This is a genomic window from Acidovorax sp. Q11 (assembly GCF_054950075.1).
The window spans coordinates 24,163-37,761 of the sequence record NZ_JBUDZG010000007.1 but is presented as its reverse complement, the minus strand read 5'-3'; the positions used below and the strand labels follow the sequence as shown (position 1 = coordinate 37,761).

The window sequence follows — 13,599 nt, the reverse complement described above, 5'->3', positions numbered from 1 at the left end:
CCCAATACAGTCCGGTCATCCATCCCCCTGCGCGCCAGCGCGGGCCCTGCCATTGCCCCTGGAGATTTTGACCATGCGCAAACCCCTTGCCTTTGTGCTGACCGCCACGCTTGCCTTGTGCGCTACTCTGGCCCAGGCGCAGCCGCAGACGCAGGACGTGCCCTTGCGCATCGTGGTGGGCTACGCCCCCGGTGGCTCCACCGACCGTGTGGCCCGCATCGTGGCCGACAAGCTGGGCAGCAAGCTCGGCTCGCCGGTGATTGTGGAGAACAAGACGGGGGCGGGTGGCCGCCTCTCGGCACAGGCTGTGAAGGCCGCGCCCGCCAACCAGCCCACGCTGTTGCTGGCCAACCCGGCCGTCATGCTGGTGGCGCCTCTGGTGTTCCCCGACGCGGGCTACGACCCCGAGCGCGATTTCCGCCCCGTGAGCCACGTCAACAGCTATGAATTTGGCGTGGCCGTGGCCAGCGCTGTGCCCGTCAAAGAACTGCCGCACCTCATGGCTTGGCTGCGCGCCAACCCCGACAAGGCCAACTTTGGCGTGCCCGCCACAGGCAGCCTGCCGCACTTCTTTGGCCTGATGGTGGGCGACGCCGCCAAGGTGCGCGCCGAGGTGGTGGGCTACCGGGGCTCGGCGCCGCTGCTCAACGACCTGCTGGGTGGCCAGGTGCCTGTGGCGTTCGACACGTTTGACACCCTGCTGCCCCAGCACGAAGCGGGCAAGATCCGCATCCTCGCGGTGTCGGGTGCCAAGCGCAGTGCGCTGGATGGAAGGATCCCCACCTTCAAGGAAAGCGGTTTGGACCTGGCTGCGACCGGATGGAACACCTTCTTTGCGCCCATGGGCATGCCCAAAGTGCAAGCCGAACGCCTGGCCGCGCTGATCCACGAGGTGATGAAGGACCCCGACACCCAGCGCAAGTTTGAGGCGGCCAAGATGGAGCCCGTGGTGGCGACCATGGCGCAGACCGAAGCCATGCTCAAGGCCTACCGCGCGCAATGGGCGCCGGTCGTGCAGCGCTCGGGCTTCAAACCATGACCACCCGCCCGAACATCATCTTCATCGTCGCCGACGACCTCGGCTATGCCGACCTGGGCTGCTACGGCGGGCGCGACGCGGCGTTTGGCCCCGTGTCGCCGGTGCTCGATCAGCTGGCCGCCAACGGTCTCAAGCTCACGCAGGGCTACTCCAATTCCCCCGTCTGCTCGCCCACGCGTTTTGCGCTGATGACCGCGCGCTACCAGTACCGCCTGCGCGGCGCGGCCGAGGAGCCCATCAACAGCAAGAGCCGGGGCAGCACCACGCTGGGCCTGCCGTCCGAGCACCCCACACTGCCCTCGCTGCTGCGCGCAGCAGGCTACCGCACGGCGCTGATGGGCAAGTGGCACCTCGGCTACCCGCCCGCGTTCGGGCCGCTGCGCTCGGGCTACGAAGAGTTCTTCGGGCCCATGTCGGGCGGGGTGGACTACTTCACGCACTGCAGCTCCAACGGCACGCACGACCTGTACCTGGGCGAAGAAGAAAAGCAGCAGGACGGCTACCTCACCGACCTCATCACCGACCACGCGCTCGACTACGTAGCACGCATGGCGCCGGGCGCGCAGGCGGGCACGCCGTTCTTCTTGAGCCTGCACTACACCGCGCCCCACTGGCCGTGGGAGACGCGCGATGACGAGGCGCTGGCGCAGGAGGTGAAGACGAACCTGTTTCACCTGCATGGCGGCAACATCGAGACCTACCGCCGCATGATCCACCACATGGACGAGGGCATCGGCCGCATCATGGCGCTGCTGCAGTCTTTGGGCCTGGCGCGCGACACGCTGGTGGTGTTCACCAGCGACAACGGCGGCGAGCGCTTTTCGGACAACTGGCCCCTGGTGGGCGGCAAGATGGACCTGACCGAAGGCGGCATCCGCGTGCCCTGGATCGCGCACTGGCCTGCCGTGATCGCCCCCGGCGGCGTGAGCGCGCAGACCTGCATGACCATGGACTGGTCCGCCACCATGCTCGACGCCGCAGGCGCCGCTGCGCATGCGGACTACCCGCTGGACGGCCGCTCGCTGATGCCATTGCTGCGCGATGCCCACGTGATCGACGAGCCGCCGCTTTTCTGGCGCATGAACCACCGGGGCCAGCGCGCCATGCGCCAAGGCGTGTGGAAGTACTTGCGTGTGGATGGCAACGACTACCTGTTCAACCTGGCCGACGATGAACGTGAGCGCGCCAACCGAGCGCCTGTGGCGCCCGAGCGCCTGCAAGCCATGCGCGCCGCGTGGGATGCGTGGAATGCGTCCATGCCTGCTATTCCTGAGGATGCCACGGTGAGCCTGGGGTACTCGGTGAAGGACATGCCGCAGCGCTGAGCCTGGCGGGCAGGCCGTCAGGGGAGTGGTTGGGCGGGCTTGCCCTGTTGCCTGCCCGGCCCGCTTGCCGGTAGATTGGGCGCCATGCCCGCCGCTGCCCCCGCGCCCTCGTCCCCCGCTGCTGTGCGCCAGTGGACCACCGACGTGGTGGCGCCGCCCGCGCGCCTGGACTACTGGGTGGGCGCGATCTGCGAGGCGTTTCTGGAAATGGATTGCAGCTCCCGCGAGGCGCCGCTGTTTGGCGGGGAGCTGCAAAGCCTGCCGGTGGAGACGCTGTCCATCAACCGCGTGCGGGCCTCCACCCAGGATGTGTTTCGCACATCCGCCGGCATTGCGCGCAGCCGCCAGCTGCCCTTCTACCTGATCGGCCAGGCCGAGACCGCCTGGCATGTGCGCCAGGACGGCCATGTGGCCCACCTGCGGCCGGGCGATGTGGTGCTGCTGGATTCGGCACGGCCTTACGAACTGCACTTTCCTGAAGGCGTGCACTGTGTGTCGCTGCAGCTGCCGCGTGCCTGGGTGGGCCAGTGGCTGAAGCAGGCCGAGGCGCCCGGCCCGCGCGTGGCCTGGCGCGACCAGGGCTGGGGCCAGAGCCTGGGGGCGCTGGCCGTGCAGCTGGCGCGTGACCCGTCCTCGGCGCAGGCCTTGCCGCCAGCATTGCTGTCCGAGCACCTGGGGGCGCTGTTGTGCGCTGCGCTGGAGCCGCCCCAGCCACCGGCACCCACTGCGGCGCGCAGCCTGCATGCCCATCTGTGTGCGCTGATCCGGGCGCGCATCGACCAGCCGGGCCTCTCGGCAACGGCGCTGGCGCAGGAGGCGGGCGTGTCGCTGCGCACCCTGCACCGGGCCTTTGCGGCGCAGGGCCACACCTTTGCGGGCACCTTGCGCGAACTGCGCTTGGCGCGGGCGGGCGAGCTGCTGCGCCGCCCTCAGCTGGCCCATGTGGCCGTGGGCGAGATCGGGCGGCGCTGCGGCTTTGCGGACCCTTCGCATTTCGCACGCGCCTTCCAGCGCGCCATGGGCGTGTCGCCCGCGCAGTGGCGGCGCGGCGGCTGAGGCCACGCGCTATTCCCCCGTCGAGACGGCCATGCCGGCCCGTCGTTGAGTCTGCTGGCACATCCAGCACAGCCGACTGGCACGCGCAGGCCATTCCGTGCCACCAGGTGTTTCTAAGGTAGCGGCAGGGCGGATTGCCCGGTCCTGCAACACAACCCCAAGGAGACACACATGCCGGATACCTATGTCCTGGTCCATGGCGCCTGGCACACCGGTGCCGAAATGGAAGCCACCGCCACGCACCTGCGGGCGCGCGGCCACACCGTGCACTGCCCCACGCTGGCAGGCAACCGCCCCGGCGACGACCGCGCGGCCACGGGCTTGGCCGATGCGGTGGATTCGCTGGCGGCCTTCATCGAAGGCCAGGGTCTGACCGACGTGCGGCTGGTGGGCCACAGCTATGGCGGCATGGTCATCAGCCACATGCCCGCGCGTCTGCCTGGGCGCATCCGCCGTCTGGTGTACTGGAACGCCTTTGTGCCGCAGCCGGGCGAATGCCTGAACGACCTGGTGCCGCCGCACTACCGCGCGCTGTTCGACCAGGTCGCGGCCAGCAGCGGCGATGCCGTGATGCTGCCGTACCCCATCTGGCGCGAGGCCTTCATCAACGATGCCGACGAGGCCCTGGCGCAAAGCACCTACGCGCTGCTCAACCCCCACCCCTACCGCACCTTCACCGAACCGGCGCAGCTGCCCGTGCCGCTGGCCGCGCTGGAGGTGGGCAAGAGCTACCTCAACGCGCAGCAGGACACCGCGCTGCCCCACAGCCTGCCCTGGCACCCGCGCCTGTCGGAGCGGCTGGGCTTGTTCCGCCTGGTGGAATGCCCGGGCAGCCATGAGCTGTGCTTTTCCGACCCGGCATCGGCTGCCTTGCACATCGAGCGGGCAGGGCGCGACTGAAGGGAAGCAGAGCTTTTTTGCGCTGACTACAAGGTTTTTTGGCCTCTTGCGCCTGCTGGACAAGCGCTGATTGCTATCAATTCAGGAGTGATCCGCTGCTTCCCGCCTCCAGCAGCCGCGTGAGCAGCGGGTGCATCACCTTGCGGGCGCTGTAGATCAGGTGGAACTGCTCCTGCACGTCCGGTGTGGTGCCCACCTGCACCAGCCCGTGGGTCTGTGCCAGGTGCTCGCCCAGCGACACCGGCGCGGGCATCACGCCCATGCCGGTGGCGGCAAAGGTGCTCAACAGCGCGCTGTCTTCAAACTCGCCCGCGATGCGCGGGCGTATGCGTTCGCGCTCCAGCCAGTGGTCGATGCGCGCGCGCATGGCGGCGTGGTCGGTGGGCAGCAGCACGGGCACCACGGCCAGGCTGTGCGGGAAGTTGTTGGCCGCCGCCTCGGCCCACAGCGGCGGCGCGTACCAGGCGATGGCGCTGCTGCCCAGCAACTGGCTGGTGGTGCGCAGCGCCGGGTTGGGGGGCGCGGCACGGTCTGCCAGCACGGCATCGAGCTTGTGCAGCGCCAGCTCGCCCAAGAGGGGCTGGAACTCGCCCTCGTGGCACAGCAGGCGCAGGTGCGGCTCGTCCAGCACGGGGGTCAGCAGCCGGTGCACGGCCAGCTTGGCAATGCCGTCGGAGATGCCCAGGTTCAGGCGCAGCGTCTGGCCGGTGGCCGCCTCGCGCACGCGCACGGGCAGCAGCTCGCCCAGCGCAAAAATGTGGTCCGCCTCGTGCAGCGCGGCCACGCCCGCATCGGTCAGCACCAGGTTGCGGCCCTCGGTGCGCAGCAGGGCCACGCCCAGGGCCTTTTCCAGCTCGCGCACCTGGGCGCTGATGGTCTGCACCGCCATGTCCAGCCGCTCGGCGGCGCGAGCGATGCCGCCCTCCTTGGCCACCACCCAGAAGTAGAAAAGATGGCGGTAGTTGAAGCTCTGGCTCATGATCTCGTTGCGGCGGGCGCGTAAAAATAGGTGTTTGGTTCGTAAAAACCGAACCAATACTACTGTGATCGCAGGTTTTAAAGAAGTAGATCAACCCCTACAGTCCGGGGCTTGGGCGTCCGGCTTGCCTGGGCGTGTGAGGGCATCTTTGGAGAAACTTGATGGAAACAATCGGAACGTGGTGGATGTGGGCGGGATTTGCCGTCTTCGTGGTTATCGCCATTGGCGTTGACCTGCTGGTCATGGAGCGCCAGGGCGCGCACAAGGTCACCATGGGCGAGGCTGCACGCTGGAGCTTTTTGTGGTTCTCGCTGGCTTTCGTGTTCGTGGCCATTCTGTGGTGGTACCTGGACGGCAGCCAGGGCCGCGAGATTGCCAACACCGTCTCGATGCAGTTCATCACCGGCTATCTGGTCGAGAAGAGCCTGTCGGTGGACAACATCTTTGTCTTCCTGATGCTGTTCAGCTACTTTGCCGTGCCGCCGCAGTACCAGAAGCGTGCGCTCATCATCGGCATCATCGGTGCCATCGTGCTGCGCACGCTGCTGATTCTGGCAGGCGCCTGGCTGCTGGCCACCTTCCACTGGTTGTTGTACGTGTTCGGCGCGTTTCTTGTCATCACGGGCGTGAAGATGTGGTTTGCTGCGGGCCAGGAGCCAGACATCGCCACCAACCCGGTGCTCAAGTTTCTGAAGAAGCGCATTCGCATCACCGACCAGTTCGATGGCGAGAAGCTCTCCACCATGATCAACGGCGTCAAGCACTTCACGCCCCTGTTTGTGGTGCTGGTGCTCATCGGTACCACCGACATCATCTTTGCGGTGGACAGCATTCCGGCCATCTTCGCGATCACCAGCGACCCGTTCATCGTGCTCACAGCCAACATCTTTGCCATCCTGGGCCTGCGTGCGCTGTACTTCCTGCTGGCTGACCTGGCCAACCGTTTCCATCTGCTGGCCTATGGCCTGGCGCTGGTGCTGGTGTTCATTGGCGGCAAGATGCTGCTCATCGACTTTGTGAAGATCCCGATCGGCTATGCGCTGCTGGTGACGGCGTCGCTGATCGCAGGCTCCATCTTCCTGTCGCTGCGCAGCTCGGGTGAAAGCGCCCACGGTGCCCCTACCCTCCCACGCAAAGACTGAAACTAGACAAGGCCACACACCATGGAACTCGTTGACTCTGTTTTGCTTTTTCTGCTGGGGGGCCTGGTTGCGGCCACCGTCATCGCCCACCGGGCGGGCAATGAGCGGCGCGATGTGCGGCTGCTGATGGGGCTGTCGGCCCTGTGCGGCGCCGGTGCCGCCGCCGCGTGGACCTGGGGCTGAGGAGGCGGACGATGCAAATGCTCTGCACCTTGCGCCGCTGGCTGCGGGGGCTGGAACCCCGGGCGCGCACCCATCTGGAGCGCGGCTGGCTGTCGCGTTACCAGCCCTGGCTGGAGCAGCGCGCGCTGTTCCGCTTTCAGCGCCAGCCGCTGGCGCGTGGGGTGGCAGCGGGCATGTTCTGCGGGCTGATCCCCGGCCCGCTGCAGATTCCGGGCACGCTGCTGGTCTGCGCCTGGCTGCGCGGCAACATCGTGGCGGGTGGCGTGGCCACGTTCTACACCAACCCGCTCACCACCGTGCCGCTGTATGTGTTGGCGTTCTATCTGGGCGCACTCGTCATCCCTGGCGCGCATTCCTTGCCCGACTGGAGCAGCTTGGCGCCGGGCGGAGACTTCTCCGTGCAGGCGCTGGGGACCTGGATGCAGGCCCTGGGCACACCGCTGCTGGTGGGCCTGCCCACGCTGGGCCTGGTGATGGCGGCGCTGGGTTATGCCACCGTGCAATTGCTGTGGCTGGCGCCCGCCCTGCAGCGCAAGCGGCGGCTGGCGCGCAGCCGCTGAGCGCCATATTCGGCGCGCAATGTGGGCGCAGCGCCCACCAGCGCCACCGTGGAGCTGGCTTCGCCAGGCCACGGGGGGCGTCCCCCTGCAGGGGGATGCGGCGCAGCCGCTCAGGGGGTTAGTCGAGTTTTACGCCCACCTTGGTGATCACCCGTCCCCACTTTTCACGCTCGGTGCGTGCAAAGCCGCCCATCTGTGCGGCGGTGCCGGGCATGGGCTCCACGCCCAGCGCCTGCAGCCGGGCCTTGGTGCGGGTGTCGGCCAGCGCGGTCTGCAGCGCCTTGCTGAAGTTCGCCGCCACATCGGCCGATGCGCCGGTGGGCACCACCAGACCCTGCCACGCAAAACCTTCAAACCCCTGCAGGCCCTGTTCGGAAATCGTGGGCACATCGGGCATGGTCGTCACGCGCTGCGGGCTGGCGACGCCAATGGCCTTCACTTTGCCGGTGTTGAGGAACGGGTACACCGTGGCACTGTCGATCCACATCGCAGGCACCTGCCCGCCGATCACATCCTGGATGGCCGGGGCCGCGCCGCGATACGGCACATGCGTGAGCTTGAGCCCGCTTTGCTCGCGGAACAGCTCGCCCACCAGGTGGTGCGGGCTGCCCGGCCCGGCGGAAGCCCAGTTCACGCCATCGGGCATCCCCTTGGCCCAGGCCATGAACTCCTTCAAGTTCTTGGCGGGCACGCTGTTGGACACCACCAGGAACATCGGGAAGCGCACCAGCAGGCCCACGGGTTGGAAGTCCTTCTCGGCGTTGTAGCTCAGCTTGCTGAACAAAAACGGGTTGGCTGCCAGCGTGGCAAAGTCGGCCGAGAAAATGAGGTTGCCGTAGTCCTTGTTGCGCGCGCTGTACTCGGCGGCGATGTTGGTGCCCGCGCCGGGCTTGTTGTTGATGACGATGGGGCGGCCCAGCGTGGCCGACATCGATTCGGCAATCGTGCGCGCCACGATGTCCGAGCCCCCGCCAGCGGCGTATCCCACCACCCATTCGAGCGGTTTGGTGTCCTGGGCGTGGGCCAGGGGGAGGGTGGTGGCCAGGGCCAACCCGGCAAGGGTGGCGAGGAAGTGTTTGCGCTGCATGTGTTGTCTCCGTGGTGTTGTCAAAAAATCAGGGCATAGCCCGGGCCTTGCACCATCTGCGCGGTGCTGGAGCTGTGGGGTAAAAAAAGGTGAGGCTAGGCCGCCACCGCGTGGGTGGGCACCACGGGCGTGATGGCCGGGGTGGTGCGCCGGTCGGCCGTGGGCACGGCACTGCCGCGCGCCAGTTGCAGCGCGTGCTGCAGCGTGGCCTGCTCGCCGATGTGGTTGGCCAGCAGCAGCACCAGGCGTGCGTTCATGGCGTGGCTCTCGGGCGTGGACAGGCCCTGGTGCGCCGCAATCAGCGCTTCATAAAAGTCGTCGCAGGCCTGCAGGTTCGATTGGGTGTTCAGCATGGGCATGTTCCTTGTCGTCTTCCTGGTCAGACGGCTGCGGCCGTGGCACGGGCCAGTGCGCTGCGCACGGCGGCTTCGGTGGGCGTGCGCCAGCGTGCGCACACATGCTGGTCGGGCCGCACCAGGTACACGGTGCGCGGTAGCGCATCCAGCCGTTGGGCGGCCAGCGCCTGGTGGTCGATCACATCGATGCCGATCTGCAGCACCTTCACACCAGGCAGGTCACGCGCCCACGCAGGGGCTGGGCCAAACACCAGCAGCGTGAAGTCCGGCCCCAGCTCGCGCAGCAGCCAGGTGGGCTGGCCCTGCTTCGTCAAGGGTGCGTCCAGCAACACGGCGCCGGGCACCTGCGTGCTCACGAAGGTGTCGGTATCCGGCGTGTTCAGCGGCGACTGGTGCAGCGTGGCGGGCACCGACAGGCGCCCGCTGTTGACGATGCGCCGTGCAAACGCATGCTCGCGCGCCAGGTGCAGTGCCGCGTCGCGGAACAGGCGGCTGATTTCGCTCTTGGGCGTGATGAAGTCGGTGGCGCGCGTGGAGTTGCACAGGTTTTCGTCGGCCGCGTATTCGCGCTCCGGGCCGTACGTATGCACCAGCACCGGGCTGGCGCGGCCTTGGAGTACCCAATCGAGCTTCCAGGCCAGGTTCTCGGCGTCCTGCACGCCACTGTTGGCGCCGCGTGCGCCAAAGGGCGAGACGCCGTGCGCACTGTCCCCCGCAAAGATGACGCGGCCGTGCACAAACTGGTCCATGCGCAGGCAGGCAAAGGTGTAGACACTCGCCCAGTCCAGCTCAAACTGCGCATCCGCACCCAGCAACGCCTTCACGCGCGGGATGATGTTCTCGGGCTTTTTCTCTTCTTCGGGGTCGGCGTCCCAACCGAGCTGGAAGTCGATGCGCCAGACGTTGTCGGGCTGGCGGTGCAGCAGCACGCTCTGGTTGGGATGAAAGGGTGGGTCGAACCAGAACCAGCGCTCGGTCGGAAAGTCCGCATCGCCCGCCAGCTTCACGTCGGCGATCAAAAAACGGTCCTGAAAGATGCGCCCCTTGCTCTCCAGCCCCAGCATCTGCCGCGTGGGCGAGCGTGCGCCGTCGCAAGCCACCAGCCATTGCGCATCCATCTGGTAGGCGCCCTCGGGCGTGTCGATGCTCAGTAGTGCGCCGTCGGCGCGGCTTTGCACGGCAGTGACCTTGTTGTGCCAGCGGATGTCGATGCCCGGCAACTGCAGCGCGCGCTCCACCAGGTAGGCCTCGGCGTAGTACTGCTGCAGGTTGATGAAGGCGGGGCGCTCGTGGCCTTCTTCGGGCAGCAGATTGAATTCATACAGCTGCTCGTCTTTGAGGAACACCTTGCCCAGGTTCCACGAAATGCCCTTGTCCACCATGCGCTGGCCCACGCCCAGGCGGTCCCAGATCTCCAGCGTGCGCTTGGCAAAGCAGATGGCGCGCGAGCCGATGGAGAGCTTGTGGTCGTTGTCCAGCACCACCACACGCTGCCCGCGCTGGGCCAGGTCAATAGCCAGCGACAGGCCCACGGGGCCCGCGCCGATGACCACGATGGGGTGCTGTGCGGGCGTGGCGCGGTCCTGGTCGGGCGAGCGCACGTAGCCGAAATCGATGGCCTGCACCTCGGCGCCGCTGGCGTGGAAGGCTTCGGTGGGAATGTCTCTGGGGTTCATGTTTTTGTCTCCTCCAACCTCGGCGGCTCAGCCTTCCAAAGCCTTCCACATTTGAATGTCACGCTCGGCGGTCCAGATGCGTGGGTCGGGGTATTGCGTGGCCTCGTCGTACGCACGGGTCACGTCGAACGGCATGCAGTGGTTGAAGATGACCCAGTGCCCGTACTTGAGTTGCAGTTGGGCGAACGTGGCTTCGTAGACCTTGCGCAGGTCTTCGCCCTTGGCCGCACTGGCCTTCACGCTCTCGTACAGGTCGCTGATGAAGGCGCGCGTGCCCGCCAGGCCCGCCTGCACCTGCTCGGGCGTCTGCAATGCGGCGCCACGGCCGGGCACCAGCTTTTCGGGCTTGAGGGCTGCGATGTTGTCCAGGGTCTGCGGCCAGTCCTGGAAATACGCGTCACCCGCATACGGCGTGGCGTCGAACTCCACCAGGTCGCCGCTGAACAGGATCTTTTCCTGCGGCAGCCAGGCCACCGTGTCGCCCTTGGTGTGGCCCCGGCCCAGTTGCAGGATCTGCACCTCCAGCTTGCCAAGCCACAGGGTCATCTTTTTGTTGAAGGTCATGGTCGGCCAGGTCAGGCCGTCCGGCACGCTCTCCACGTTCTGGAACAGGCGCGGAAAGCGGCCAATCTCGCTGTCCTTGTCGAACTGGCCGCGCTCCACGATCAGGTCACGCGTGTCTTCGCTGGCAATGATGTGCTGGGCGCCGTAAGCGCTGGCGCCTAGCACGCGCACCGCGTGGTAGTGGCTCAGCAGTACGTACTTGATGGGCTTGTCAGTGACTTCGCGGATGCGGCGGATCACGTCCTGCGCCATCACGGGCGTGGCCTGGGTGTCGATGACCATCACCGCGTCGTCGCCAATGATGATCCCGGTGTTGGGGTCGCCCTCGGCCGTGTAGGCATAGGCGTGGTCGGAGAGCTTGTCGAAGCTCACCTTCTTCACTTCGAGGTCGGCGGCGGAGGCAAAGGTTTTGACGGTGCTCATGGTGGTGATTTGTTAATGGTGAATGCGTTTATCTAAACGGAATGCGTTGATGTTAGGCAAGAAATTCGTTCATGTCTAACGCATTTGTTTAGGTGTAAACCCGAGGTGCGAATGGATGCTGCGCTGCGTGGACAATCGCCCCATGCCCACCACGACCCCCGACCTGCCCCCCGCCGACGACGAAGACACACCCCGCAGCCCGCGCGGCATCCAGAGCGTGGAGGTGGGCGGCCAGTTGCTGAAGGTGCTGGCGCGCACCGGCCGGCGCATGGCGCTCAAAGACCTGGCCCGCGCGGCGGACATGACGGCCGCCAAGGCGCACCCCTACCTGGTGAGCTTTGGCAAGCTGGGCCTGATCGAGCAGGACGCCGTGAGCGGCCATTACGGCCTGGGCCCCTTGGCCATGCAGCTGGGCCTGATCAGCCTGCAGCAAGTGGACCCGGTGCGCCTGGCCATTGCCGAGCTGCCCGCGCTGGCCCAGCGCATCGGCTACACCGTGTCGGCCTCGGTCTGGGGCGACAGTGGCCCCACCATCATTCGTGTGGAAGAAGGCCCCACCGCCGTGTATGTGGCCATGCGCCACGGCACCACGGCTTCTGTGCGGCACACGGCCACGGGCAAGGTGTTTGCGGCCTTCGGCCCGCGAGAGCGGGCAGCGGCTGCGCTAGCGGCAGAAGGGTTTGCGGGAGCACTGGACGAGCCCGCCTTTGCGGCCGAGCTGGAGGCTGTGCGCCAGCACCAGATCAGCGAGGTGACCGACCAGCTCCTGCCCGGCATCAGCGCGCTGGCCACGCCGGTGTTTGATGGGTTCGGGCAGCTGTTGCTGTGCATCGCCGTGATCGGCCCCAGCGCCACGCTGCAGACCGGGCCGGCCAGCCCGGCGGCGCAGCACCTGCGCGAGGCGGCGCGGAGCTTGTCGCAGCGCCTGGGTGCGCCGGTCAGCCCTGCGTAGCCCGTGGGGCGATCAGCCCGCTGCGCGCCCCAGCGCCTGGTCAATGTCCCACAGGATATCTTGAAGGTCTTCAATCCCCACCGACAGCCGCACCATGTCCGCGCTCACGCCCGCGCGGGTCAGCTCTTCTTCACTGAGCTGGCGATGCGTGGTCGATGCAGGGTGTATCACCAGTGTCTTCGCGTCGCCGATGTTGGCGAGGTGACTCAGGAACTCGCAGGCGTCGATGAACTTCTCGCCCGCCGCCGCGCCGCCCTTCACGCCAAACGTGAGAATGCCCGAGGCGCCCGGCGCGCCATCCACCGCGCGGAACTGCTTTCGCGCCAGGTCGTAGTACGGCGAATCCGCCAGGCCCGGGTAGTTGACCCACGCCACTTGCGGATGGCTCTGCAGAAACTTCGCCACGGCCAGCGCATTGCGGCAGTGCTCGCGCATGCGCAGGTGCAGGGTTTCGGCGCCCTGCAGCAGCTGCCATGCGTTCATGGGGGAGAGCACGCCGCCGAAGGTGCGGTTGACCTCCATGCGCGCCTTCATGGTGTAGCCAAAGTCGCCAAAGGTCTCGTAGAACTTCACGCCGTGGTAGGCGCGGCTGGGCTCGACCATCTCGGGGAATTTGCCGTTGTCCCATGGGAACTTGCCGCCTTCCACCACCACACCACCCATGGTCGTGCCGTGGCCGCCGATGTACTTGGTGGCGCTGTGCACCACGATGTCGGCGCCCAGCTGCAAGGGGTTGCACAGGTAGGGGCTGGCCACCGTGTTGTCGATGACGAGCGGCACGCCGTGCGCATGCGCCACCTCGGCCACGGCCGCGATGTCGAGCACGTTGACCAGCGGGTTGCCGATGGTCTCGCCGTACACGGCGCGGGTGTTCGGGCGCATGGCGCGTGCAAAGTTCTCGGGGTCGGCCGGGTCCACAAACGTGGTCTCGATACCCAGGCGAGAGAAGCCCACGCCCAGCTGCCCCACTGTGCCACCGTAGAGCGTGCTGGCCGCCACGATGTGGTCGCCGGTTTTCAGGATGGCCAGCAGCGCTGCCATCTGCGCGGCCATGCCGCTGGCACAGGCCAGGGCCGCGCGGCCGTTTTCGAGGCTGGCAATGCGCTCCTCGAACACCGCCACCGTGGGGTTGCTGATGCGGCTGTAGACATTGCCAAAGGTCTGCAGGTTGAACAGGCTGCTGGCGTGCTCGGCGTTGTCGAACACAAAGCTCGTCGTCTGGTGGATGGGCGTGGCGCGCGCGCCAGTCACGGGGTCGGGCTGGGCCCCGGCGTGGATGGCGCGGGTGCCAAAGCCAAAGGCGCGGTCGGCGCCGGAGGGGGGGGTGGAAGACATGGTTTATGAATAAAAAAGCCGT

The 13,599-nt window shown here is 67.0% G+C and carries 14 protein-coding genes; 8 read left to right on the top strand and 6 right to left on the bottom strand.

The annotated features are described in order from the left end of the window. The first annotated feature begins 73 nt into the window (after nucleotides 1–73). The 4 genes from ACYZGB_RS08140 to ACYZGB_RS08125 all read left to right on the top strand — a co-directional run bounded on the left by ACYZGB_RS08140 (nucleotide 74) and on the right by ACYZGB_RS08125 (nucleotide 4,320). Nucleotides 74–1,039, top strand: coding sequence for a tripartite tricarboxylate transporter substrate-binding protein (locus tag ACYZGB_RS08140; RefSeq protein ID WP_462387757.1), 966 nt, complete (start codon nucleotides 74–76; stop codon nucleotides 1,037–1,039). Then, complete coding sequence (locus ACYZGB_RS08135; protein ID WP_462387756.1) at nucleotides 1,036–2,364, top strand: sulfatase family protein; 1,329 nt, start codon at nucleotides 1,036–1,038, stop codon at nucleotides 2,362–2,364. Before ACYZGB_RS08140 ends, ACYZGB_RS08135 begins: the two co-directional genes overlap by 4 nt. Nucleotides 2,365–2,448: 84 nt before the next feature. Continuing rightward, nucleotides 2,449–3,420, top strand: coding sequence for a helix-turn-helix domain-containing protein (locus tag ACYZGB_RS08130; RefSeq protein WP_462387755.1), 972 nt, complete (start codon nucleotides 2,449–2,451; stop codon nucleotides 3,418–3,420). Nucleotides 3,421–3,591: 171 nt separating this feature from the next. After that, complete coding sequence (locus ACYZGB_RS08125) at nucleotides 3,592–4,320, top strand: alpha/beta hydrolase (RefSeq protein ID WP_462387753.1); 729 nt, start codon at nucleotides 3,592–3,594, stop codon at nucleotides 4,318–4,320. Nucleotides 4,321–4,396: 76 nt separating this feature from the next. Here ACYZGB_RS08125 and ACYZGB_RS08120 read toward each other — a convergent pair whose 3' ends face one another. After that, nucleotides 4,397–5,299, bottom strand: coding sequence for a LysR family transcriptional regulator (locus ACYZGB_RS08120; RefSeq protein WP_462387751.1), 903 nt, complete (start codon nucleotides 5,297–5,299; stop codon nucleotides 4,397–4,399). Between the two features lie 161 nt (nucleotides 5,300–5,460). On the opposite strand from ACYZGB_RS08120, the gene ACYZGB_RS08115 reads away from it, so the two are divergent. The 3 genes from ACYZGB_RS08115 to ACYZGB_RS08105 are packed head-to-tail and all read left to right on the top strand — an operon-like array spanning nucleotide 5,461 to nucleotide 7,184. Then, a complete protein-coding gene (locus ACYZGB_RS08115; RefSeq protein WP_462387750.1) occupies nucleotides 5,461–6,441 on the top strand; it encodes a TerC family protein in 981 nt (326 codons plus the stop codon). Nucleotides 6,442–6,462: 21 nt separating this feature from the next. Next, entirely contained in the window at nucleotides 6,463–6,624 is a 162-nt protein-coding gene (locus tag ACYZGB_RS08110; protein WP_462387749.1) for a hypothetical protein, read from the top strand. A gap of 11 nt (nucleotides 6,625–6,635) precedes the next feature. Continuing rightward, nucleotides 6,636–7,184 (top strand): DUF2062 domain-containing protein, encoded by a 549-nt coding sequence (locus ACYZGB_RS08105; protein WP_462387748.1) that lies wholly within the window; start codon nucleotides 6,636–6,638, stop codon nucleotides 7,182–7,184. 118 nt (nucleotides 7,185–7,302) lie between these two features. On the opposite strand, the gene ACYZGB_RS08100 is transcribed toward ACYZGB_RS08105, so the two are convergent. From ACYZGB_RS08100 to ACYZGB_RS08085, 4 genes are all read right to left on the bottom strand, one after another. Continuing rightward, on the bottom strand, nucleotides 7,303–8,271 hold the full coding sequence (locus ACYZGB_RS08100; RefSeq protein WP_462387747.1) for a Bug family tripartite tricarboxylate transporter substrate binding protein: 969 nt from the start codon (nucleotides 8,269–8,271) through the stop codon (nucleotides 7,303–7,305). A 95-nt stretch (nucleotides 8,272–8,366) separates the two neighbouring features. Continuing rightward, nucleotides 8,367–8,624, bottom strand: coding sequence for a DUF2783 domain-containing protein (locus ACYZGB_RS08095; RefSeq protein WP_462387746.1), 258 nt, complete (start codon nucleotides 8,622–8,624; stop codon nucleotides 8,367–8,369). A gap of 26 nt (nucleotides 8,625–8,650) precedes the next feature. Next, nucleotides 8,651–10,303 carry an FAD-dependent oxidoreductase gene (locus tag ACYZGB_RS08090; RefSeq protein WP_462387745.1) on the bottom strand — a complete coding sequence of 551 codons (1,653 nt, stop codon included), beginning with the start codon at nucleotides 10,301–10,303 and terminating at the stop codon, nucleotides 8,651–8,653. A 27-nt stretch (nucleotides 10,304–10,330) separates the two neighbouring features. Then, the gene (locus tag ACYZGB_RS08085; RefSeq protein ID WP_462387743.1) at nucleotides 10,331–11,290 is read right to left on the bottom strand and encodes an MBL fold metallo-hydrolase; all 960 of its coding nucleotides are present in this window, start codon (nucleotides 11,288–11,290) and stop codon (nucleotides 10,331–10,333) included. A 142-nt stretch (nucleotides 11,291–11,432) separates the two neighbouring features. Here ACYZGB_RS08085 and ACYZGB_RS08080 point away from each other — a divergent pair, with 142 nt between their 5' ends. Beyond that, the gene (locus ACYZGB_RS08080) at nucleotides 11,433–12,242 is read left to right on the top strand and encodes an IclR family transcriptional regulator (RefSeq protein ID WP_462387741.1); all 810 of its coding nucleotides are present in this window, start codon (nucleotides 11,433–11,435) and stop codon (nucleotides 12,240–12,242) included. A gap of 12 nt (nucleotides 12,243–12,254) precedes the next feature. Here ACYZGB_RS08080 and ACYZGB_RS08075 read toward each other — a convergent pair whose 3' ends face one another. After that, entirely contained in the window at nucleotides 12,255–13,577 is a 1,323-nt protein-coding gene (locus tag ACYZGB_RS08075; RefSeq protein WP_462387739.1) for an O-acetylhomoserine aminocarboxypropyltransferase/cysteine synthase family protein, read from the bottom strand. Between the last annotated feature and the right edge of the window lie 22 nt (nucleotides 13,578–13,599).